General features: G+C 66.7%; 18 protein-coding genes and 2 pseudogenes. 9 read left to right on the top strand and 11 right to left on the bottom strand.

Annotated features, from left to right (window positions below; genetic code table 11):
- The 3 genes from CK505_RS15925 to CK505_RS15935 form a co-directional block, all read right to left on the bottom strand.
- Positions 1-1,095 (bottom strand): tyrosine-type recombinase/integrase, encoded by a 1,095-nt coding sequence (locus CK505_RS15925; protein ID WP_255250981.1) that lies wholly within the window; start codon positions 1,093-1,095, stop codon positions 1-3.
- A gap of 348 nt (positions 1,096-1,443) precedes the next feature.
- Positions 1,444-2,145 carry an RES domain-containing protein gene (locus CK505_RS15930; protein ID WP_062737340.1) on the bottom strand — a complete coding sequence of 234 codons (702 nt, stop codon included), beginning with the start codon at positions 2,143-2,145 and terminating at the stop codon, positions 1,444-1,446.
- Positions 2,146-2,147: 2 nt separating this feature from the next.
- Positions 2,148-2,549, bottom strand: coding sequence for a hypothetical protein (locus tag CK505_RS15935; RefSeq protein ID WP_062737339.1), 402 nt, complete (start codon positions 2,547-2,549; stop codon positions 2,148-2,150).
- Between the two features lie 410 nt (positions 2,550-2,959).
- On the opposite strand from CK505_RS15935, the gene CK505_RS18270 reads away from it, so the two are divergent.
- From CK505_RS18270 to CK505_RS15945, 3 genes are read left to right on the top strand one after another with little or no spacing between them, the layout of a single operon-like run.
- The gene (locus CK505_RS18270) at positions 2,960-3,196 is read left to right on the top strand and encodes a hypothetical protein (RefSeq protein WP_062737338.1); all 237 of its coding nucleotides are present in this window, start codon (positions 2,960-2,962) and stop codon (positions 3,194-3,196) included.
- Positions 3,193-3,762: a TraG/TraD/VirD4 family protein gene (locus tag CK505_RS15940; protein ID WP_255250982.1), complete on the top strand. Its 570-nt coding sequence runs from the start codon at positions 3,193-3,195 to the stop codon at positions 3,760-3,762. Before CK505_RS18270 ends, CK505_RS15940 begins: the two co-directional genes overlap by 4 nt.
- Positions 3,763-3,765: 3 nt before the next feature.
- Entirely contained in the window at positions 3,766-4,173 is a 408-nt protein-coding gene (locus tag CK505_RS15945; protein ID WP_095651692.1) for a DUF4913 domain-containing protein, read from the top strand.
- Between the two features lie 65 nt (positions 4,174-4,238).
- Here CK505_RS15945 and CK505_RS15950 read toward each other — a convergent pair whose 3' ends face one another.
- The 3 genes from CK505_RS15950 to mobC are packed head-to-tail and all read right to left on the bottom strand — an operon-like array spanning position 4,239 to position 6,912.
- Positions 4,239-5,009, bottom strand: coding sequence for a hypothetical protein (locus tag CK505_RS15950; protein ID WP_095651693.1), 771 nt, complete (start codon positions 5,007-5,009; stop codon positions 4,239-4,241).
- 2 nt (positions 5,010-5,011) lie between these two features.
- Positions 5,012-6,526 (bottom strand): relaxase/mobilization nuclease domain-containing protein, encoded by a 1,515-nt coding sequence (locus CK505_RS15955; RefSeq protein WP_095651694.1) that lies wholly within the window; start codon positions 6,524-6,526, stop codon positions 5,012-5,014.
- Positions 6,523-6,912 (bottom strand): plasmid mobilization relaxosome protein MobC, encoded by a 390-nt coding sequence (gene mobC / locus CK505_RS15960; RefSeq protein WP_095651695.1) that lies wholly within the window; start codon positions 6,910-6,912, stop codon positions 6,523-6,525. Before mobC ends, CK505_RS15955 begins: the two co-directional genes overlap by 4 nt.
- A 214-nt stretch (positions 6,913-7,126) precedes the next feature.
- On the opposite strand from mobC, the gene CK505_RS15965 reads away from it, so the two are divergent.
- A complete protein-coding gene (locus tag CK505_RS15965) occupies positions 7,127-7,456 on the top strand; it encodes a hypothetical protein (RefSeq protein ID WP_095651696.1) in 330 nt (109 codons plus the stop codon).
- A gap of 442 nt (positions 7,457-7,898) precedes the next feature.
- On the opposite strand, the gene CK505_RS15975 is transcribed toward CK505_RS15965, so the two are convergent.
- Both CK505_RS15975 and CK505_RS18965 read right to left on the bottom strand, forming a co-directional pair.
- Positions 7,899-12,881: a helicase-related protein gene (locus CK505_RS15975; RefSeq protein ID WP_255250983.1), complete on the bottom strand. Its 4,983-nt coding sequence runs from the start codon at positions 12,879-12,881 to the stop codon at positions 7,899-7,901.
- Positions 12,882-13,006: 125 nt separating this feature from the next.
- A complete protein-coding gene (locus tag CK505_RS18965) occupies positions 13,007-13,399 on the bottom strand; it encodes a TnpV protein (protein WP_255219706.1) in 393 nt (130 codons plus the stop codon).
- A 769-nt stretch (positions 13,400-14,168) separates the two neighbouring features.
- Here CK505_RS18965 and CK505_RS15980 point away from each other — a divergent pair.
- The 3 genes from CK505_RS15980 (at position 14,169) to CK505_RS15990 (ending at position 16,213) form a co-directional block, all read left to right on the top strand.
- The gene (locus CK505_RS15980; RefSeq protein ID WP_095651699.1) at positions 14,169-14,468 is read left to right on the top strand and encodes a type II toxin-antitoxin system RelE/ParE family toxin; all 300 of its coding nucleotides are present in this window, start codon (positions 14,169-14,171) and stop codon (positions 14,466-14,468) included.
- Positions 14,469-14,498: 30 nt separating this feature from the next.
- Positions 14,499-15,596 carry a HigA family addiction module antitoxin gene (locus CK505_RS15985; protein ID WP_095651700.1) on the top strand — a complete coding sequence of 366 codons (1,098 nt, stop codon included), beginning with the start codon at positions 14,499-14,501 and terminating at the stop codon, positions 15,594-15,596.
- Between the two features lie 194 nt (positions 15,597-15,790).
- The gene (locus CK505_RS15990) at positions 15,791-16,213 is read left to right on the top strand and encodes a hypothetical protein (protein WP_095651701.1); all 423 of its coding nucleotides are present in this window, start codon (positions 15,791-15,793) and stop codon (positions 16,211-16,213) included.
- Positions 16,214-16,706: 493 nt separating this feature from the next.
- Here the strand turns inward: CK505_RS15990 and CK505_RS15995 are convergent, their stop codons facing one another.
- Complete coding sequence (locus CK505_RS15995) at positions 16,707-17,189, bottom strand: MarR family winged helix-turn-helix transcriptional regulator (protein WP_217987561.1); 483 nt, start codon at positions 17,187-17,189, stop codon at positions 16,707-16,709.
- Between the two features lie 85 nt (positions 17,190-17,274).
- On the opposite strand from CK505_RS15995, the gene CK505_RS16000 reads away from it, so the two are divergent.
- Positions 17,275-17,844, top strand: coding sequence for an NADPH-dependent FMN reductase (locus tag CK505_RS16000; protein ID WP_095651703.1), 570 nt, complete (start codon positions 17,275-17,277; stop codon positions 17,842-17,844).
- Between the two features lie 398 nt (positions 17,845-18,242).
- Entirely contained in the window at positions 18,243-18,461 is a 219-nt protein-coding gene (locus CK505_RS16005; RefSeq protein WP_095651704.1) for a hypothetical protein, read from the top strand.
- A 252-nt stretch (positions 18,462-18,713) separates the two neighbouring features.
- Here the strand turns inward: CK505_RS16005 and CK505_RS16010 are convergent.
- Positions 18,714-19,682, bottom strand: a pseudogene (locus CK505_RS16010) (IS3 family transposase); the annotation flags it as partial.
- A 14-nt stretch (positions 19,683-19,696) separates the two neighbouring features.
- Positions 19,697-19,932 (bottom strand): annotated as a pseudogene (locus CK505_RS18710) (hypothetical protein); the annotation flags it as partial.

Genomic DNA, 19,932 nt, shown 5'->3' on the forward strand with positions numbered 1-19,932 from the left:
TCAGGACTCCTTGTCGGTGTCGGTGCTCGTCGCCGCCTCCGCCATGCGGGCGATGGCCCGGTCCACGACCCGGGCCCGGTAGTCGGGGGACAGGCCGGTGTAGATGGAGGTCGTCGAGGCGTGCTCGTGGCCGACCTGCTGCTGGATGAAGAACGCGTCATAGCCGATCTCGACCAGGTGGGTGACGTAGGAGCGGCGCAGCGAGTGGAAGTCCAGGTCCTCGTCCAGGCCGGCCTCGCGCTTGACCTCGGTGAACGCCCGGCTCAGCGAATCCGCCGTGATCGCAGCCCGGCCACGCTCACTGGGCCACATGCCCGTCGACCCCGCCGGGGCGTAAAGGGGACGAACGTCCTCTCTCCACTGCGCCACGCAATCAACCGCCCAGCCGAACTCCGGCACGGTCAGCACGGCCCGGCGCTTGGGCGGGGACCCGCGCATGGCCTTGCCGTGCCGGACGTAAACGATCCCGGCCCCGCCGAACTGCCTCGCCTGCGGGTTGGTGGCGAAGTCGACCAGATCCAGGCTTCGCACCTCATTGCGGCGCAGCCCCCAGGCGTAGGCGACCTTCATGATCGTCGCCGTGCGGAACGCCGGAATCCAGCCCTTGGCCCCGGCCCGACGGATGCGCAGCACCCGCTCGTCGGCGCAGTCGAAGAGGTCCTCGAGCTCGTCCCGGGTGTAAGGGCGCTTGCCCGGGGCCCCGACCGTGTCCTGGGCGTGCCGGGCGGTGTTCCACTCGTGGAAGACCTGCGCGGGGTGATTCCCGAACCGGTCCCAGCACTGCTCAGCCCACCCGTAGGCCGGGTCCGTGAGGTACTCCAGGAACATCCGCAGCGCGTTCTGATACCCCAGAACCGTCGAGCGGGCCGCGCCCTTGAGCGCCCGCAGCTCCAGGAAGAACTCGTCCACGGTCCCCGCCGTCCACTCCCACGGGTAGCAGTCGGCGAACTGGCGGAACCGCAGCACCGTCGCCCGCCGCGCCTCGACCGTGCCAGGGGATAGATTCCGCGCGAACTGCTGGGCCGCCCAGCCATCCAACATCGCGACCCACACCGTCTCGGCCTCGTGGAGCACACCCGTTCCGGAGCGCAGCACGCCCGACACCGCACCGGCCGGACCCCGCGGATCATCTCGCATAATACGCGAAACCTTCGCACGAAACGCGAAATCCGGTCAACCCCCATAGAAACCGCAGGTCAGAGCACGGCCCGTCGACCACCTTCTAAGCCTCGAGGCTTCACGCGGGGCCAACACCGCATCCAGAGACTCATCACGCTGGCTCGGTGACGGGAGAGTCGTCCTCGCTGGCGAATTCGCACATTTCGCCAACATGGCGCCTTCGACTTTACATAACGACGATTATCGGACAACGGTCAGAGGGGAGTTCTCGCATCTAATGCAGCGACTCGTCCCACTTTGCTGGCACGGGACGCAGGTCGCGCCTTAGGACGTGGGGGCCCAGTGCAGTCCGAGCATGTCGAGGGCCTGCTGCAGTTCCGGGGTGTCCGGGTGCAGGGTGACTTCGGTCAGTCTCAACAGGTGTGAGCTGATCTGTGCGTCGTGGGGTTGTTCATAGAGGCACCACAGGTCCAGTTCGTCGCCGTGCCGGGAGGCAAACTCGATGCCGTCGATGCCTTCCTGGAGGTACAGGTGGGCGGAGACGGCCTGGGTAATGGCCCGGGCGGCGCCGTTTTTGAGCAGGCTGGCGTCGAAGTCGTCATAGCCGGCATCCAGGGCGTCTCCGATGAACCGTGGGTAGAGGGTGGCCACGGTGTCTGCCGCACCCACCTGGCAGTACCGACCGCTCAGCACCGCGGAGGCAGCGCAACGGGGCTCCAGCCACGCGGGATCCAGGGTCCCGGGGTCCGCGGTGGGGTGTTCCCGGGCGTCTTGAGGGTCTTCGTCGATCTCCGCCAGGGCCGCGGCCAGGTGTTTGTCCTTGCGGGCGAAGGCCAGGACCTCGAGCAGGCACGCCAGTAGGGACTCGCCCAGGTACAGGGTGCGGAACGTCCCGTCCGGGTCGTCCCAGCGGCCGTGGAAGCGCCCATCGGTGGCGTGCTCCCACCCGCTCCAGGCCAACGGCTCGGGTCGGTACCCGACTCTCCAAACCGGCTCCTGTGGCGCCGCAACGATGACCAGGCCCACCGCTATCTCGCCGAGGCGACGAAGGCGCGAGCAGCGGCGGTGACCTCGGCGACCGTGCGCTCCGGGTCGCCTTCACGCAGCAGTCGCGCCGGGGCGCGGTCCCCCAGCTGCGGATTCATCCCCGTGAACCAGGCCTGAACCACCCCGGGGGCTTCGCGCTCGGCCAGCAGGGCGGCGATGTAGTAGGCATCGCGCAACCGCTGCTTGACGGCCTCGGAGCCGGGCTCGCGCGTGCCCTCGACCCATTCCCGGACCGCACGGGTCTCTTTCACGCCCCCGAGATAAGCCACCAGACGCGCACCGAGGATCTCCCGCAGCGCCTCGACGACCTGCGGGATCGACCACCGCTGGGAATCACGGTGGGCTTGAAGACCGGTGCGCGGTGCCATGGGAGCGGTGGACATACCCCCATCATGCCCGCTCCCCCACCAAATCCCCAGCACAATCACATATCGAATGTCACCTCTGGCAACACCCGTTGTCCCACTTCCCGCGACCGTCGCGGCCGAGTGGGGGCCGGCGAAGTTGCGCCGTTGGGTCCTTCACCTTGGACGAGAAGCACTCGAGACGGTGCGGCCGCGGCTCTTGTCACCACGGGTCAGGCCACGATAGGAACGACAGCAGGGAAGCTCCTCGAGGAGCTTCCGGAAAGAAGAGACCACGATCCTTCCGCCCCCGACTGGCGATTCGGGTCGATCACGATGACTCCCCCCCACCGCGGTGTTCTAGCACCGAGAGATGATCCCGCCCCACGACCCGCGCTCTCCGGCGGTGAGCCGGCGTGGATCTGCCCCGCCGAGACGAAAGGCAATCGATGAACCCCAATGCCCGTAACCCCCGCACCTCCGCGCCAGAGGAAGAGAACGCCCAGGACCTATCCAACCCGGCCGCAGACATCTCGGACGGGTTAGTCGATGCGCAAACAGCTGAGAAGTTCCAGCAAGCCGTTGAGCAGCGTCTGAGCGAGCCGCCCCTTGCGGAAGCCGGCGCCGAGGAGCAGGCCACTGATGCTGACGGCGATAATCCGGTAACCATGGACAGTCCCGAGTGAGGCCCCGCGCCTCTGCCCTGACGTCCTTGTGCCGGTGGGCGAGTCTGCCCGACCTCTACAGCCACTACGGGTCTCGCGGGATCGTGGTCTCCACGTTCTTGCAGTCCTGGTCCCAGGGCGTGGACGTGTGGGGGGAGTCCGGGATGCGCAAGCTGTTCTCCACCGCCAACGTCGTCACCTACGGCGGCAACGTCAAGGAGGAGGGCTACTTGAAGATGCTTGTCGATTTGATCGGCAAGTACACCTACACCTCGGTCTCCTCCTCGAGGCAGATGGACAGCGGGTCCACCTCCCGGCAGGACGCCACCGACGACATCATGTCGGTGGCTGACCTGTCCGCCCTGCCCAAGGGCCGGGCCGTGATGTTCAGCTCCGGGGCGAGGGCCGTGCTGCTGCGCACCATTCCGATTGACCACCGCCCCTACGCGGAAGCATCTAGGGCCTCCGAAGAGGCCCACAACCGCCCCGCAGTGGACACCGTCGATCACGAGCCCTCAGCGCCGGCCGCCGAGCCAGGGGCGCCTGAGCCTGCCGGGAACCGGTGGGCGGCGCTGGTGAAGGAGTAGGCCATGGACTGGGAAGAAAAATCGTCCAGTGAGGGTAACGAGGACGTGGAAGAGCAGCCTCCTGCACAGCTGGTCTACGCGAACGTGGTGGAGTTCGTTACCGAGATGTTGGCGCCGATGTACCGGCGTCAGCTGGACCCAGCTGGTCGCTCGAACACGTTCACCTGGTGCGCCCAGTGGTGGCGGCATGATGAAGCGGTGAGCCGTCTGACGGGGCTGTGGAGGGCGTGGGAAAACCTGCGCCTAGATCCCACTACCGGGCTGGCGGTGTGGTGGCAGAACTACGCCGACCCGACCATGCGGGTCCTCTTTGAGGAGAAGGGTCCTTTCCACGGCTGCACTCCCAGGGAGCACCGCCCCAAGGGAGTTCCACTGACTTTGGAGCCACCTCCAGAGGGCCTGTTCGACTGAGCCTCACAGCGAGAGGGGCGCAACCCGTCACGGGTTGCGCCCCTCTCGCTGTTGCCCTCATGGCATCAGCCGAGTTCCAAGCCTCTTTCTCGTCCTGCTGGGCGCCCGGTGTTTTTGCGGGCCTTGGGGCCACGCTTGGTGGAGCGCACAGCCTCGATGGGAGGCGTGCCCTGGTCCCGGTCGGCGGCCAGACGTGCCCGTACCCCATCGCGGCCCTCCTCGGTGCCACCAAAGGCCGCCATGAGCTTCTTGGCCAGGTTCGCCCGCCGGTCTCCGGAGTCCCAAAGTTCCTCGGCTTCGGCAGCCGAGTGGCGGGTGTCGGCGTCGTTCTGCAGATCCCCCCGGCTGGCCTCTGCGGCGTTGAGGGCGGCCTCAGCGTGGTCACGTTGGGCGTCCACGGCTTCACGGGCCGCGGTCCCCTGCTCGACGGTCTCAGTGCGCTGTTGCTGCGGGATGCGATCTTCCAGGTAGTCCTCCACGGCCAGCCCGTAGCGGTCCTTTACCTCCGACTCGATCCGTCCTCGCGCGGTGCGGGCGACCTCGTCGTGCTGCTCCCACTGCCGGGCCAGCCCGTAGTGGGCAGCGATGTCTTCCGGCTTGGCGGACTCCCAGAAACGGTCCTGATCCACCGGGGCGAGCTCGGTGCACATCACTGCTCGTTCGGCTTCGAACCGGTCTTCCAGCTCCCGTCGCCGCTGCTGCTGCTCCATCAGGCGTTGACGCACTTGCTCGGCGCGCTGACGGGCCATCATCTCGCCCCAGCGCCCGGCGACGGCCATCGCTGCCTGGAGGTCACGGCCGATCAGATCGTTCACGCCATCGGGTTGTGTGCTCATCTCTACAGCTCCATTCCGTAGTCCGTGCGGGGGGTGTGATCTACGTAAGGGTGCTCAACCGTGGGCCCCTGGGTCTCGCGCAGCGCACCACGGGCACGGGCGGGTCCGGCGTGGGAGGCACTGCGCTTGGGAGAAGAAGGCTCGACCTCCGGTAGCGGCTCCGCCACCACCGAGAGGTGCTGCCGGAAGGTGTCCACGATCAACTGGGTCTCGCGCAGTTCTTTGTTGGCCTGATGCATGTCCTGGAACGCCCGAGTCATCCGCAGCATCTGGTTCATGATCAATGCCTGGGCCATCGGGGAGGGCGCTTTCGTGACCGCCAGCAGGAACGCCGTGGTGCCACTGGTACGCAGTGGAGCTTCCAACGGGGTGGTGATCTTCAGCCCCGACCGGTGCGCCGAGCGTGCCAGCGTCCTCGCGGTGCGCCCCAAGGGTCCTTGCCCGTCCTCAGTCGCATGCGACCACGCCGCGAACACCCCGGAGGCTTCACGAGCCGCGTGAGCCCACGCCTGATGGTCGTCCGGTGCGAGCTTCACCAGGCGCCGGCGAACCTCTTTCAGTTCATCCGCCAACCGCCGGGCGGTCACCTCGTCCAGGGCCGCACCGGGGGCGTCGGGGTGGACGATGCAGCGGTGCCGCTTGGCAGCCATCCACTCCTCCGACGCCTCCTGCGCCGAGACCGGGGTGTCCGGCCAACGGGTCCGCAGGGACGGGAGCGTGAGGTCCTGGGCGAGCTTGCCACCACCGAACCACAGCGGCCGCATCCCCTTCGGCGGACGCTCCGCCACGGAGTACCCGGTCACCACCGAATCAGTGCCAGCGGCGAAGCGGGGGTGCACGAGCATGTTCGCCCGGCGCATCTGCCGCACGAACTGGGCCTCGGTTTCGGCGGCCACCGCGCACGCCCGCACGGTGCGCTCCAGCGCGAATCGGGCCGGCTCCCGGGTGCTGTCCCGCCGCACCTCGCCCTGCTGCAACCACCGTTCGGAGTGGTTGCCGAGCTGGATGAGGTTGAAGTCCTTTTCGATCCCACGCGCAGCCTTCTGCGCGCGGGAGAAGTCGTTGCCCCAGTTCCACTTGGTGCCGTCCCCGCGGATGGTGGAGGCCACGATGTGGATGTGGTCGTTGCCCTTGGTGGAGCGCCCGTGGTGCACCGCAACCCACTGGCACGGAGCCTTGGCCCCAGCGTCGGTGAAGTCCATCTCGTCCATGAACCGCTGAGCGATGTCCGACCATTCCTGATCGGTGACCTCCCGGTCCTGGTACGGAATCGACAACGAGCAGTGCCAGATGTGCTTGGCGTCAGCGTCCACCCCGAAGGACCGCCGGTTCAGGTCGATCTCACGGGCAATGGACACCGCGGCTTCCTCGTTGAGCTGCACGTCGTCGTGCCAGGCCATGATGAGCGGGGAGCCGTTGATCAGGTGCGGGTCGGTGTGCTCGTTGGAACGGCCCGGACCCACCAGATACTTCATCAGACCGACCGGCTTGTCACCCTTGGTGATGTTCGGGATCACGGGATCAACTCTTCGATCTTGGCCAGCACGTCCGCTCCAAAGCGGCGAGCTTCCTGCAAGGTCTCGACCGTTTCAGGGAGCACCTCTCCGGTGCTGTTGGCGTGCCGAGCAATCTGGTTCACATTGTTGGCGATCGTGGCCATTAGATGCCGCATCTGGATCAGCTCGGCCAGCTGATTCCGCCGCAACTGCACCGCTACCGGATCCGCCGACCCGAACACCGCCTCGACCATCAGCGCCGAGGGCGACAGCCCGGTCTGCTGCTCCAGCACCATCAACGCAGCACGCTCCGCCTCTGACATGGACACCCGGACGTACTGGGTCTTGCCCTCGATCCGCTTGCGCCTCGACTTCCACACGTGGCGCGGATTCTCCTGCTCCACCACAGCACCTCCTCTCCTTGCCGGCCCAGCGCAGCGCCCCCACTTTGTGGGCCCCACACGACCAGTGTGCCACCGCAAAGGCCGCGAGGCCAGCAGCGGTGCCCTTTTATGGCACATAAACGATAGCTTTGCTCCGCTGGGGCACCACGGGTGCGAAGCGGCAGCTGAGCAGGCGTGGTCTCTGGAACGCACGATGTGCGTCCGTTAACCTGGGGGCATGGCTAAGCTCACCGACCCCCAGCAAGCAGAAGAAGCCGCGCAGCGGCTGCTCAACGACCGGATGGACTACGTCCGCCGGGCGATCACCGCCCGCGGCGCCCTCGATGAGGCCCGCGAAGCCCTCAAGGAAGCGGAGAAGAACGACGCCCAGGCATTCCAGGCCGCCGTGAACAACGGCGGCTGGACCGCCGACGAACTGAAAAAGATCGGGCTGGCGGCACCCGATAAGGTGCAGCGGGTTCAGCGCCGGCGGAAGACCACCCAGACCACCTCGGACACGCACGCTTCGTCCGCGCAGAACGGTGGCGACACCGAGCCGGAGCAGTGACGATCAGTCGCTGGGTTCTCCTAGTCAGCTACGGCGTGCTCCTGATCATTTCTATTGTCCTGGTGGCCCGAGGCTCAAAAATCGGGTTGCTGACTGGCTTACTCCTGGTGGCCTCGCTGCTCGTCATCTGGCGCGAAGCACGCCAAATTCGAGCGGACCGGAAGGTGGGCAACCGCGGCTGAGTTCCTGGCCCCGTGCCCACATGGGCACGGCAAAAGCTCCCATCGCTTCGCGGCTTTTCCCGCACCCATGATGGACAGCGGGGACCCCACCGACCACCCGACCACAGCCGGCAGGTCACCTCACGCGCGCACGTGGCACTTCCGTTCCCGCCGACTGTGGACGGCTTCCCGAATGGGTGGTCACCACACAAGCAATGGTGCCCGCTCCCCGAATGGGGAGCGGGCACCGTCCGTCTGAACAGACCAAGCAAAGGGAGTATTTACAGCTCCAAGCCGCCCTGTTGGGGACGCTGCTCGTCGTGCCGCCGCGCCACCTCGAGCGGACGCCCGGAGCCGTTTCCACCACGCCCGGCACTGCTGCGACCCGCGGTGGGAGCATCGGGGAAGTTGATGCGCATCCTCTTCTTCAACGCCTCCAGCTCCGGATCCAAAGTCGGTTGCGGCGTCTCCTCTCCGCGCATCGCGCGCCCGATCCGCTCGACCTCCCACCGGGCGACTTCCAGGGCGTCCTGGTGCTTGAACGGCACACCCAGCGCCTCCCGGGCGTCGACGACTTCCTGCCGGGCGGAAGCCAGTCGCGCCTCGCGCTTGATGACTTCCTCAGGCAGTGCCCGCACCTGGTTCTCCAGACGCTGGATCATGCCCACACTCGGATTCAACGACGTCGCACGGGGGACCTCCACGGCCACACCGGGGGCGTCGTCGATGCGCAGCTCCACCGGGGACGCGCCCAGATCGGCAAGGTTCCCCGGACTCTGCACCACCCGGATGTCGTGGCCACCGATGCGCCCGGCGACCCCGAGGTCAGTCTCCCCACCCCGGGGCGGGCGCGAGGTGGCGTGGACACCGGCCCACCGCTGCCAGGCTTCCGCCGCGTCGGCGCGCTTGTCGTAGGTGGACCCGTCGATGGTCATCCGGAACTTCTCACCACCGAGCTCATCGGTGGTCCGCTCCGCCGCTGCGCGGAGCACAGGGATCTCCCGTTCCAGCGCATCCGCGCGCGACTGGGCGGCGTCTTTGCGGAACGCCAGCGAGGATTGGTTGCGGTGCCAGGCCCGGTTCAACCGCTCCAACCGGGCGAGCTCCTGGTCGGCTTTCGACTTCTCCAGGATCAGCGGGTTGCCGCTGGAGATGGCCTTCACCTCGGCGAAGGACAGCGTGTTGTCCCCGACGTCTTCGATCTCTCGCACGTCCAGGCGCCCGCGCATGATCTGGTCGATGAACTTCGACTTCCGCTCCAGGGTCTGCCACATGAAGGTGTCGAAGGACCCCTTGGTCACCACCTGGGAGATGGCGACTTCCGGGTTCTGGTTGCCCTGCCGCACGATGCGCCCGTGCCGCTGAGCGATGTCGGCCGGGCGCCACGGGGCATCCAGGTCCACCAAGTGCACCGCCCTGGCCTGGATGTTGGTCCCCACCCCCATTTTCTGGGTGGAGCCCATCAGCACGGCGATGTCCCCGGCGCGGGCGGCGGAGAACAGCCGGCCCTTCTCGGCATCGTTCTTGGCCTCGTGCATGAACCGGATCTTCTCCGCCGGGATGCCCCGCTGGACCAGCTGGTCTTTGAGCTCGTCGTAGACGTTCCACTTCTCCGTCGATGGGGTGCTCTGGTCGCAGAACACGATCTGCAACGCCCCCTTCGTGGGGTGCTCCTCGCCGCTGGCGGTGTCGAGGAACACGTCGTCCTGGTGCTCCTCGTGCACTCGGGCGATCAGGTCCGCGGTCACACTGACCTTGTTCTCCGAGACGATCGACCCCAGTTCTGGATCGACGAGGCGCATGTCTAGGGCGGCCTTGCGGCCGTCGGAGCTGACCTTGAGCATGTTGTCCTCGGTCCGGTCCACCAGCCGGGCCTGGATCGCCTCGGCCCGCCGGCCGATCTCCTCGATGTACGCCTCGAGCTCCGCTGAGGCCTCCACCGGGACCATGCGCGGCAGCCGCTTCCCGTCCTCGCGCTCCACCAAATCCGGGGTGGGCAGCTGCAGGTCCTCGGCGGTCTTCACGTCGGCGAAGGTGTGGAACATCTTCAACAGCTCGGGCACGTTCTGGAACTTCGCGAAGCGCTCCTTCATCTTGAAGTGGTCCCCGCCGGCCACCGAGAGCTCCATCTCGGACACCACCTGACCGAAGGTCGCCGCCCACGAGTCGAAGTCGTGGATCCCGGCCCGCTCCAACAACTCCGGGCCCAGGTATCGCTGCATCACGTACATCTCCGTAACCGAGTTCGCGATCGGTGTCGCCGTCGCCCCGGTCATCACCCGATCCCCGTGCTGGGACCGGAGGTACTCCACCTTGGCGTGCAGGTCGCTGGCGCGCTTGGACCCATCGATCGCCGCGTCCTGGATGTTCGAGGGCGTGGTCAGATTCTTGAAGTCGTGCAGCTCGTCCACCACCAGGTAGTCGATGCCGGTCTGCTCGAAGGTGATGCCCGGGTCGACCTCCCGGTCGGCTTTGGCCTTGAGGCGCTCCTCGAACCGCTGGAGGGCGGCTTCCATGCGCTTGACCGACATGCTCTCCGCCCCGCGCTCCGCCGCCCGTTGGCGGGCCGCCTGCAGCTCGGCCCGCTGCCGGTCAGCTTCCCGGGCGGAATACGCATCGCGGCTGCCCGGAGAGAGCTCAATGCGCTCGAAGGCGGTGCGGGTCATGATGATGCCGTCCCAATCGCTGGCCGCGGCTCGGGCGACGAACACCCGCCGCTTGTCTCCGGCCAGATCCTCCGAAGAGGTGGCGAGGATCTGGGCCTGGGGGTAGAGCTGCAGCCACTCCCGGGTGAACTGCTCGAGCATGTGGTTGGGCACCACCACTACCGGTTTGCGCGCCATTCCCAGCCGGCGCAGCTCCATCGCGCCGATCACCATCTCCGCGGTCTTGCCGGCCCCCACCTCGTGGAAAAGTCCCACCGAGGGCTCCGAGAGCATCCGGGCCACCGCCGCGCGCTGGTGGGGCCGGGGGGTGAAGTTCTTCACCAGCCCGGGGAAGGACAGGCGTTCCCCCTCCACGGTGTAGTCGCGCAGCACAATGGAGTTGAACCGCCGGTTGTACTCATCCACCAATCCGGCAGCCCGTGCCGGGTCCTCCCACACCCACTCTCCGAAGCGCTCCTGCATCAGTTGCGCTTTCTCCTGGGCGGCGGTGGTCTCGGTGGCGTTGACCACCCGGCGGTTGCCCTCCGGGTCCGACGGGTCGGGGTCGGTGACCTGGATACGGCGCTGCTCAGCCAGGTTCTTGAAGATGTCCCCGGCGGCCATCCGCTCGGTGCCCCAGTCGTTGCGGGCGGCGAAGACGTGGCGGGAGGCCCGCACCTCCCAGTTCGCCCCGCTGACCCGGTCCACCCGCGCGGCCGGGTCCCTGATGATGTGGCGCAGGAACTGCTCGTGGATCTCCGGGGACACCCACACCGCCCCGATGCGGGCCTCGATCTCATCGGCCCCCAGCGGGGCCGGCAACACCGCCTCCAGAGCGGCCACGTTCGTCTGGAACCGTGCCCCGGTGGTTGCCGCGGCCCGGGCGGTGTCCAGTTTCTCGCGCACGTCCCCGGACAGGTACTCCGCGCGGGTCTCATAGATACCGTCCTCGCCGGGCACCTCGTAGACCAGCTCCCCCAGTGCCTCGCGCGCCCCTGCCTCGTCGGTGCCCAGCAGCCGGGCGATATGGGTCAGGTCCACGGTCCCCAGCGTGTCGAGGGTGACGGCCAAGGCCTCATCCGGGGTGTCGACCCCGAGCACGGGACGGCGTGGTTGCACCTGCCGCTCCGAGAGCAGGCCCGCCGCCGCGGCGGTGCCCGATCCCTCGTCGAAGTGCTCCAGACCCAGCACCAGCGGCCCGAACGGATCCCCGCGCAGCAACCGCACCGCCGGCGGAGTGACCCGGGCCAGGATGTCCGCCCCGGCCTCGTCGTATTTGCCGGTGCGGCGTTCGGTGAACCGGTTGATCGGCCCGTACCGGTCCACATACGCCTCGTAGCTGCCCGCCAACTGGGCCCTCATGGCGTCGAGCTCCGGGGTGTCCTCGACGTTGGCCGCCTCCATCGTCAGCACAGCCCGCCCCTGATCGCGCAGTCCCAGCAGGGCCCGCAGTTCGCCGTGCTGGGTGCGGGGGACCTTCAGCGGGCCGTGCACCCCCTCCACGGTGACCTGCGTGAAGCCCGTCTCCCCGCGGTCGGCGATGTGCCCGATCTGCTCCTGCTCCCCAGCCGGGACCAGGGCCGCGACCTCCAGCTCCTGCTCACCAGTGCGTTCGGCCATTCCCCGCCCGGCCGCCAGGGCGTGGTCGGTGATGTCCGCCAGCTGCTCGTGCAGCCGCACCCCCGTGGCCGCCAGGTCCTCGGAACGCACGGTCAGCGTGGCGGAGCCGTACATGCCGTGACCGATCACCGGCTCACCGAGCACCCGGGCAGGGTGGGCGAGGAAGTAGGCGTTCATCCGCCCCTGCTGGCCATCCAGCTCCACCGGAGCGGTCTCCACCCACGACTGGTCTAGCGGCTCCTCCCCGGGCAGACGGCGGCGGAAGATCAGCACATCGGTCAGCGCGTCCGTGCCGGCCGCACGACGGTGGGCGCCGGTGGGCAGGCGCACCGCGCCCAACAGATCAGCGGTCTCGGCCATTTCCCGGCGGGCCGCGGGGTTCTGCGCGTCCAGGGTGAAGGCCGAGGAGATCACCCCGACCACCCCGCCGGGGCGGGTCAGGGCCAGGGACTTGAGGATGAAGTGGTTGTGCATCGAGTGCCCGGCCGCGTTGTTTCGGGGATCGTGCAGTGAATTCTTGGAGAAGGGGACGTTGCCCACCGCGGCGTCGAAGGCGCCACCGGGCATCCGGGTGTCAGCGAAGGACTCGGTGCGGATCGTGGCGTCCGGGTAGATGGCCTGGGAGATCGCCGCGGTCACCGGGTCCAGCTCCACCCCGGTCATCTGGGCACCTTCAGGGGCCAGGCCGATGAAGGTGCCGGCACCGGAGCCGGGCTCCAGCACCCGCCCACCCGCGAAGCCCAGCCCGGTCAGGGCACCCCAGACCTCGGCGGCGATCGCCGGGTCGGTGTAGTGGGCGTTGATCACCGTGCGCCGTGCAGCCGCGTACTCGGCCTCATCCAGCAACTCGCCCAGCTCGGCCCGCTCCGCCTCGAACTCGGCCCGGGACTCGTCGAAGACCTCCGCGACCCCACTGGCACCCCAGGACCCCCACCGGGCCAGCGTGTTCCGCTCAGCCTCGGTGGCGGCCCGTTCCACGGCCTGGAGGGTGCGCAGCACCCGAAGCGCTGCGAGGTTGGCTCGGAACCTTGCCTGCGCACCAGACGGGGCCAGGTCGTCCTGGGCGCGGGGGACGAAGCGTCCCGGGCTTTCCGCGGGCGCAGGTCCGGTGTCCGGCCCCAGCCCTATGGCCGCTCGGCCTCTTCCTGCGCCGACTCGTCCAGGAAGTCCCGATAGATCCGGTTGAGCTCTTTCATCTCCTCGAGAGTCTCGGCCATCCCCGACTCGGGATCCTCGTCCTCGTCCGGCTCCTCCTGTACCGACGGGTCCGGGGTCAGCATCTCCGCGCGCACGATCTCCTCGGCCTGCATCTTCGACGCGTTCAACCGCCCCACCTTCTCCAGATAGGTCTCCCCTTTCCTGTCCGGGCCGGCCAGCTCCATCATCAGCTCGCCCACCCGCTGCGCCGCCTCCTCCCCCAGCTGCTCGAACCACTGAGCCGGGTCCGGGATCAGGGCGTACTCCGCCGGCGCGGTCGTCCTCCACGCTTCCTGCGCGAACTTGCCGTACGTGTTCATCACGAACCTCCTCGGGTTCCGGGAAGAGAAAGGCATCAATGCTCAACTGCCCCTCGACTTGTTTCCTCTTGCGGGCTCGGGCCATGGGGGATCTCCTGAGTGCGATCGGGAATCTCCCTCACACGCTACCCAGCCGCCCAGGCCATCTGAGCGCATGGCACCGGCCAGAAGAAACCTGGCCTTCTGTGAGGTAGCCGAAGACCCCTGGTCGCACGCATCACGCCACATGAACCAGGGGCCTGTCCGTCTCGTCACCACGAGAGCCTCGTGGCCGTTGCTCTTCACCCATCGCCAGCCACTGCCGAGAGCCAGCATGGCAACGACTCACCATGATCAGGATGCCGCCGAGACCCACCGACGCGGCTCCGCTGTCACACCTGCTGGGTGATCGTCCCCCCAGGGTTCTCACGCCCCCAACGCGTCGTGACGAAGCGTCCCGTCGTGGAAGAGCGCGTTACCGGCTTCGAGTTTGACGTCCCACGCCCCACACGCTCCGTGGTCGTCGTCCGCGGTGACCGCTTCGCATGTCCCTTCGTCACGAACCGACCGGTCTTCGAGCTCCTCGCTACCGAACGTCCCTTACTCATCACATCCATCCTTCCCGCCGGTCACGGCCGGCCACTTGGTTTGACGCCGAAACCCGGCGTCAAACCAAACTGTAGTCGATGTAATACTTCTGGGCAAGGGTGATGCACCGAAGTCGAGTAGTGGTAAAGTAGGCTGTGGCCGGTCCCTAGGGAGCACAGTCCCTGGAGAACGGAGCCAGCATTTGCGTATCGAGTACGAGGACGAGGATCTCCGCTGCCTGGCGGAAGATCCGGGCTTCGTTCACCCCCGGCTCAGTGGAGAGCTGGTCAAGGCGTACCGCAAGAGGATCGACTCCATTTCCGCAGCCAGTGATGAGCGGGATCTGCGGGCGTTGAAGTCGTTGCACCTGGAGAAGCTTCGGGGCAACCGAGAAGGCCAGCACTCACTGCGCCTGAACAAGCAATACCGGCTGATCGTCCGCTTCAGGACAGAGCCGGCCGGGCGGACGACGATCGTCATCGAAATCGTGGACTACCACTGAGACCGACGTCCGTTGAGAGGAGAAGACACCATGAGCATTGCCCAGGCCTTCCCGGTTGGTGAGCACCTGGAGGAAGAGCTGGAGGCACACGGCTGGTCGCAGGCTGAGTTCGCTGAGATCATCCAGCGTCCTACCCAGTTCGTGTCTGAGGTGATCAGCGGGAAGAAGGAACTCACCCGCGAGTCGGCCGCTCAGATCGCAGCGGCCTTCGGGACCAGCACCGAGTACTGGCTGAACCTACAGAATCGGTACTTGCTGTGGCAGCAGTCCCAGGACAAGGGCCTGCAGAGCCAGCTCACCGACGTCCAGCGACGCGCCCGCCTGAACGACCTAGCACCTGTGTCGTTGCTGCGAAAGCGCGGGATCATCGCCGAAGGATCTCTCGCGCAGACCGAGGCACAGATCATCCAGCTTTTTGGGTTGGGCACCATCGACGACGAGCCCGAATTTAAGGCTGTCGCCCGTCGCAGCAACGAGCACGAAGAGACCACCAAGCTTCAGCGAGCCTGGCTGGCCGTCATCAAGAACAAGGCCCGCAGCCAGCAGCTACCGGTCTTCGACCCGGCCGGCTTCAACACTTTCGCCCGCCGGATCAGTCAGATCGTGGCCACCCCTGCGGCGTTCGCCTCCCTTCCACAGCAGTTCCGCGAGCACGGAGTTGCCCTTCTCTATGAGGAGAGCTTCCCCGGTTCGAAGCTCGACGGGGTGTCCTTCTTACAAGACGGCAATCCCGTCATCGCACTGTCCGGGCGGGGCAAGAGACTCGACAAGGTCCTTTTCACCTTGCTGCACGAGGTCGCGCATATCCTCAATGGCGACCTCAAGGAAGGCGAAATCCGGGTGGACACCGGCATCAACGAGACCGCCGGGGTCCAAGGGCTCGACGACCAGGAACGAGCAGCCGACGAACTCGCCGCAGAGCTGACCTTCCCCAATCACGAGTTCAGCGACCCACCCAGCCGTGTCCGGAGCGCCTGGATCCAGGCCGAAGCAGACAAGCACCACGTCCACCCCGTCGTTGTAATTGGGCGTCTGCAGAAAATGGGAAACCTCGACTGGCGCACAGTGCTTGCCAAGGGGGCTCCCACCGTTGAACCACAGCTCGCCAGCTGGAAATACCCCTTCTGAAGTCGATATCTCCCGTGCTCCGGCATGTCGAATAACCGTGACAGGAAGATGGCGAAGTGCCTCAAAGACATTCTAATAAATGGCTTCGACTATCGTGGATTATCGGGTATTTAATTACTCTCTTATTCTCAGCACTTCTGGGAGCCTTAGCGCATGCGCACTGGCCTATTGAGCTAGAAACCATCCGGGAATGGTTGTACTCGTTCTCCACAAGTGCGGGCTTGGGCGGGGTCGCGGCCCTCGCGGCGGCCTCGATCGCCTACCGGGGAGTCACCCGTTCCGCCCAGACAGCCCGAAACACTGCTCTGGCGACTGCTGAGGTGCAAAGGGCTACCGCCGAGACCGCCCAATGGTGGGAGAATGCGCGTTGGGCGGCGGACCGCCTGCTCTCCGTATCCACCGAGGACGAGGAGCTAGAGGTTGAGGACGCAACGGTGGCCATTCTCAGCGACCGCGACGCTCTTGCCGCGATTGCGGCCCTCCAGCATCTTGGCGAGAACGCCCCTAGCGATACGACGGCGGCGTTCATCCAAGAAGTCCTGGGAACCGCCTTGGGTCTGGACACTTCAGAGGACGACCACGCAGACTTGACCAACAGTGAGGAGGGGCAGTCTTGACGAAGAGCGTTAGACGTTCCGCAAAAACGGGTCGGTTCGTGGCGAATCGACAGGCTGCAGCCAAGGCTTACATCGCAGTAGCTTCGAAACGCCACCAACCGATCCCGGATGAAGTGAAGAAAATCGCTGGCGGCACCCGTGAGAACGGCAAGGGCCGAGGTTCCGTAGCCAGGCCGGCCAGCTCATAGACACAGGAGCCCAGCCGAGCAGGCAACTGTGCTCCAGTCCCATGCCCGTGGGAAGTGGCCGGTAGCCGGCCATATGTAAAGCAGATGCAGTCGAGTCGCTTTTGGCTCCACTGCCGAGGATCTACCAGCAATTATTAGGTCGGCCCCAGGCTAAGGGCGCTCATCCTCAACGGGCGAGGCGCCCGTGGGGGGCTTCCTTCAGCGTGAATAGTCTGCGCGCATGACAGGTTGCCTGGGGGTGAAGTTCCTGCCCTAGCCGGTGGCGCAAATTGTTGCCCCTGGGGTTGAAGACCGTCCTGGGCCTTCTACTGCTGGGGTGTGGTGGGCGCGTCGGCGACGAAGCCCTTCAAGACGGTGGTGGCGGCAGGCAGGTCCACCGCTTGGAGGTGGTTGAAAACGTGGCGTCGCACACTGGCCAGGTGGGTGGGCCAGGCCTGGGACAACCGCTTCAGCCCGGACTCGGTGAGCACCGCGCTCCGGGACCGCCCGTCGATCCCGGAGCGTTCCCGGCACACCAGGCCCTGGTCCTCCAGCCGGTGGATGATGCGGGTCATGCCGCTCAGTGACAGGGCGCAGGCCCCGGCCAGCTCTCCCATGCTGAGCTGCCGCTCCGGCGCCTCCGAGAGGTGCATCAACACGGTGTACTCATTCATCGACATCGCCTGCTCCCGCACCAGATCCGCATCCAGCACCCGCGGCACGGTGAGCATCGCCTGCGTCAGGGCACGCAGGAAACCCTCCTCCTGGGGAGTCAGCGGAACAGGCTGGCCCGGGTTCTGAGTGTTCACCTTCGCCACAATACTTGTCGCGCGAAGTACCACACCCTATATTTGTTTGATGTGACAAGTAGTTGGTTAGTCTGGAGGCCCGGTCATGACCCGCATCGGCATCATCCTCGGCAGCACCCGCCCCCACCGCAACGGTGAGCAGGTCGCCGCCTGGGTCCTCGAACACGCCGCCCAGCGCGAGGACACAGCGTTCGAGCTCATCGACCTGCGAGATCATCCGCTGCCACACCTGGACGAGCCCCTTCCGCCCTCAGCCGGGGCCTACCAGCACGAGCACACCCGCCAGTGGGCGGCCACGATCGAGCGTTTCGACGGGTTTGTCATCGTCACCCCGGAGTACAACCACAGCGTGCCCGGGGTGCTGAAGAACGCGTTGGACTACCTCTACGCCGAGTGGGCCAATAAGGCCGTGGGTTTCGTCTCCTACGGGGCGGCCGGTGGTGTGCGGGCCGTGGAGCACCTGCGCCAGATTGCCGGGGAACTGCAGATGGCCGATGTGCGCGCCCAGGTGGCGCTGTCACTGCGCACCGACTTCGAGCACTACACCACCTTCATCCCCCACGAGCACCACCAGCGGTCCCTGGCCACGCTGCTGGATCAGGTCACCGCCTGGGCCACCGCCCTGGCCCCGCTGCGGGTGCCGCTCACCGCCTGAGCGGGCACCCTCCGGACCGGACGATAGGTAATGCGGAGGGTGTGGAGCCGTTCCTGGCTTCGCTGTTCACGGGTCGGCCAGCGGCTGCCTGGCCGCACCTCGGACCTGGGCTGGGTCCACCCCTTGGGTAAGCCAGATCAGAGGTCATCTCATCGTGCATCAGCCTTCTCGGGACTGCCGCACGAATAGGTGACGTCACCTATTCGTGCGGCAGTCCCCTACCCCTGGGAGGCCGCCTGGGTTTCCCTTCGTCCTGGAAGCCCGTTCTGGGGTCGTCTCACGGGCGATGTGCCGCTGGGACGGTGCCGGGTAGCTTCGTCCCGGCGGAGGAAGGCGGCGGGGGTGTCTTCTTTTGGGGGCGTTCACGTGGCCGTCGCGCACCCTTCTAAGCTCAAGCCATGTCCGCTCAGCCGGTGCTCATCGTGATCGCCACCCTGGCGTTGGCCATCGCCGTCCTGTGGCCGATCGCGGCTGCCGCACGGTACCGCCGGCGCAGAGCCCAGCTCCTGCAACACGGCCAGCACAACGTCCCGCTGCGAACGGACCCACCCGTTGCCGGACCCTTTGTGCTGACCGTGGTGGGACTGGCTGTGATGGTAGCCGCCATCATCTTCTAGCCCACCGTGACATCGCCACCATTGGAGAATGACCCGGCGCTGATGCGCCGCTAGGTGGTATTTGATGTGGCGTGCCCGCCTCCAACGGGGCCCATCTGTAGAGCAACGGCGATGGAGCCCGCTCCGGGTTCTGATGTGCACAGCACAACCAACGACCGTCTCTGGTCGGCCCTGAGACGATGATCGCACCCCGAACTCAGCACGCACGATGCCGGTGAGGGACGATGAACCGTCACGGCTTCTCTGCCGTCTTCATACGGGCTGCGCCGCCGGCTGGGGCGCAGTGATCTGATCGTAGTGGGCGGCCTCGAACTCGGCAGGCGGGACGTTGCCGAGGCTGGAGTGCAGCCTGCGGGTGTTGTACCAGTCCACCCAGGCCAGCGTGGAGTACTCGACGTCGCTGACAGTTTTCAGTGGTGCCTTCACGAACGGGCCCGGGCGGATGCACTCGGTCTTGTAGAGGCCGATGATCGACTCCATGAGGCAGTTGTCGTAGGCGTCCCCGACCGAACCGATCGACGGGGCCATCCCCTCCAGGGCCAGATGCTCGGTGAAGCGCAGCGCCGTGTACTGGGACCCGGCGTCGTGGTGATGGATCAGCCCCTCCGGCAGCACCAGGCCCTGACGGGTGCGGTCCCACCGGCCCATTCGCAGGCAGGTGAGCACCAGATCCGTCGTGCGGGTGGTGGCGGCGTTCCAGGACACGATGCGCTGGGCGAAGACATCGACGATGAAGGCGACGTAGACGAATCCGGCCCAGGTGCGCACGTAGGTGAAGTCGGCGACCCACACGGTGTTCGGGGCCGCGGCGGTGAAGTTGCGGTTGAGCAGATCCGACGCCCGCGTCCCATCCTTGGCCGGGATCGTGGTGCGCACCCGCCGGCCTCGGACCACCCCGGCCAGCCCGAGGGAGCGCATCAGTCGATCCACCGTGCAGTGGGCCACTGCCAGCCCACACCGGCGCAGGTAGGCGGTCATCTTCCGCCGGCCGTAGAGGCCCTCCGGGGTGCCCACGGTGGCCAGCAGCGCATCCATGACGATCGCGTCGCTGACCGTGCGCGCGGCAGGCTGCCGACCGGGTTGCTTCCAGGAGCGGTAGGTTCTCGCGGCGATCGGCACGCCCTGCTCGCGCAGGACCGCGCAGATCGACTCGACCGCGTAGCCTTCGGACCTCATCTGGTCGATGAACCCGGCGATCAACGATTGCGGGGGTCGAGCTCCCCGATGCTCCTATGTCAAGCCGCAACCTCGAGAACTGGTTCCGGACCAGGGCGATGCCTGAGGTCGATTGGTGACTCCTTGGCCTTCTCATCGGCGCGCAGAGCGGCGAAGACTCGGTCCGAGATCCTCCGTCGTAGCAGTCGCATTGCTTCGGTGTGGGTCTTGCCGCGGGCCAATTGCTTGGCCACGTAGTCCGCTCCTTCGTAGCCCAGCCTCTGCTGGGTCACGGCGGCCATGTGCAGGGCGGTGT

It is taken from the genome of Kocuria sp. WN036, assembly GCF_002287015.1.
Taxonomy (GTDB): domain Bacteria; phylum Actinomycetota; class Actinomycetes; order Actinomycetales; family Micrococcaceae; genus Kocuria; species Kocuria rosea.

Coding starts and splice junctions, on each gene's coding strand:
- CK505_RS15935 (WP_062737339.1), bottom strand. CDS start 2,549: ATGTCCACCGCTCCCATGGCACCGCGCACCGGTCTTCAAGCCCACCGT.
- CK505_RS18270 (WP_062737338.1), top strand. CDS start 2,960: ATGAACCCCAATGCCCGTAACCCCCGCACCTCCGCGCCAGAGGAAGAG.
- CK505_RS15945 (WP_095651692.1), top strand. CDS start 3,766: ATGGACTGGGAAGAAAAATCGTCCAGTGAGGGTAACGAGGACGTGGAA.
- CK505_RS15950 (WP_095651693.1), bottom strand. CDS start 5,009: ATGAGCACACAACCCGATGGCGTGAACGATCTGATCGGCCGTGACCTC.
- CK505_RS15965 (WP_095651696.1), top strand. CDS start 7,127: ATGGCTAAGCTCACCGACCCCCAGCAAGCAGAAGAAGCCGCGCAGCGG.
- CK505_RS18965 (WP_255219706.1), bottom strand. CDS start 13,399: ATGAACACGTACGGCAAGTTCGCGCAGGAAGCGTGGAGGACGACCGCG.
- CK505_RS15985 (WP_095651700.1), top strand. CDS start 14,499: ATGAGCATTGCCCAGGCCTTCCCGGTTGGTGAGCACCTGGAGGAAGAG.
- CK505_RS16000 (WP_095651703.1), top strand. CDS start 17,275: ATGACCCGCATCGGCATCATCCTCGGCAGCACCCGCCCCCACCGCAAC.
- CK505_RS16005 (WP_095651704.1), top strand. CDS start 18,243: ATGTCCGCTCAGCCGGTGCTCATCGTGATCGCCACCCTGGCGTTGGCC.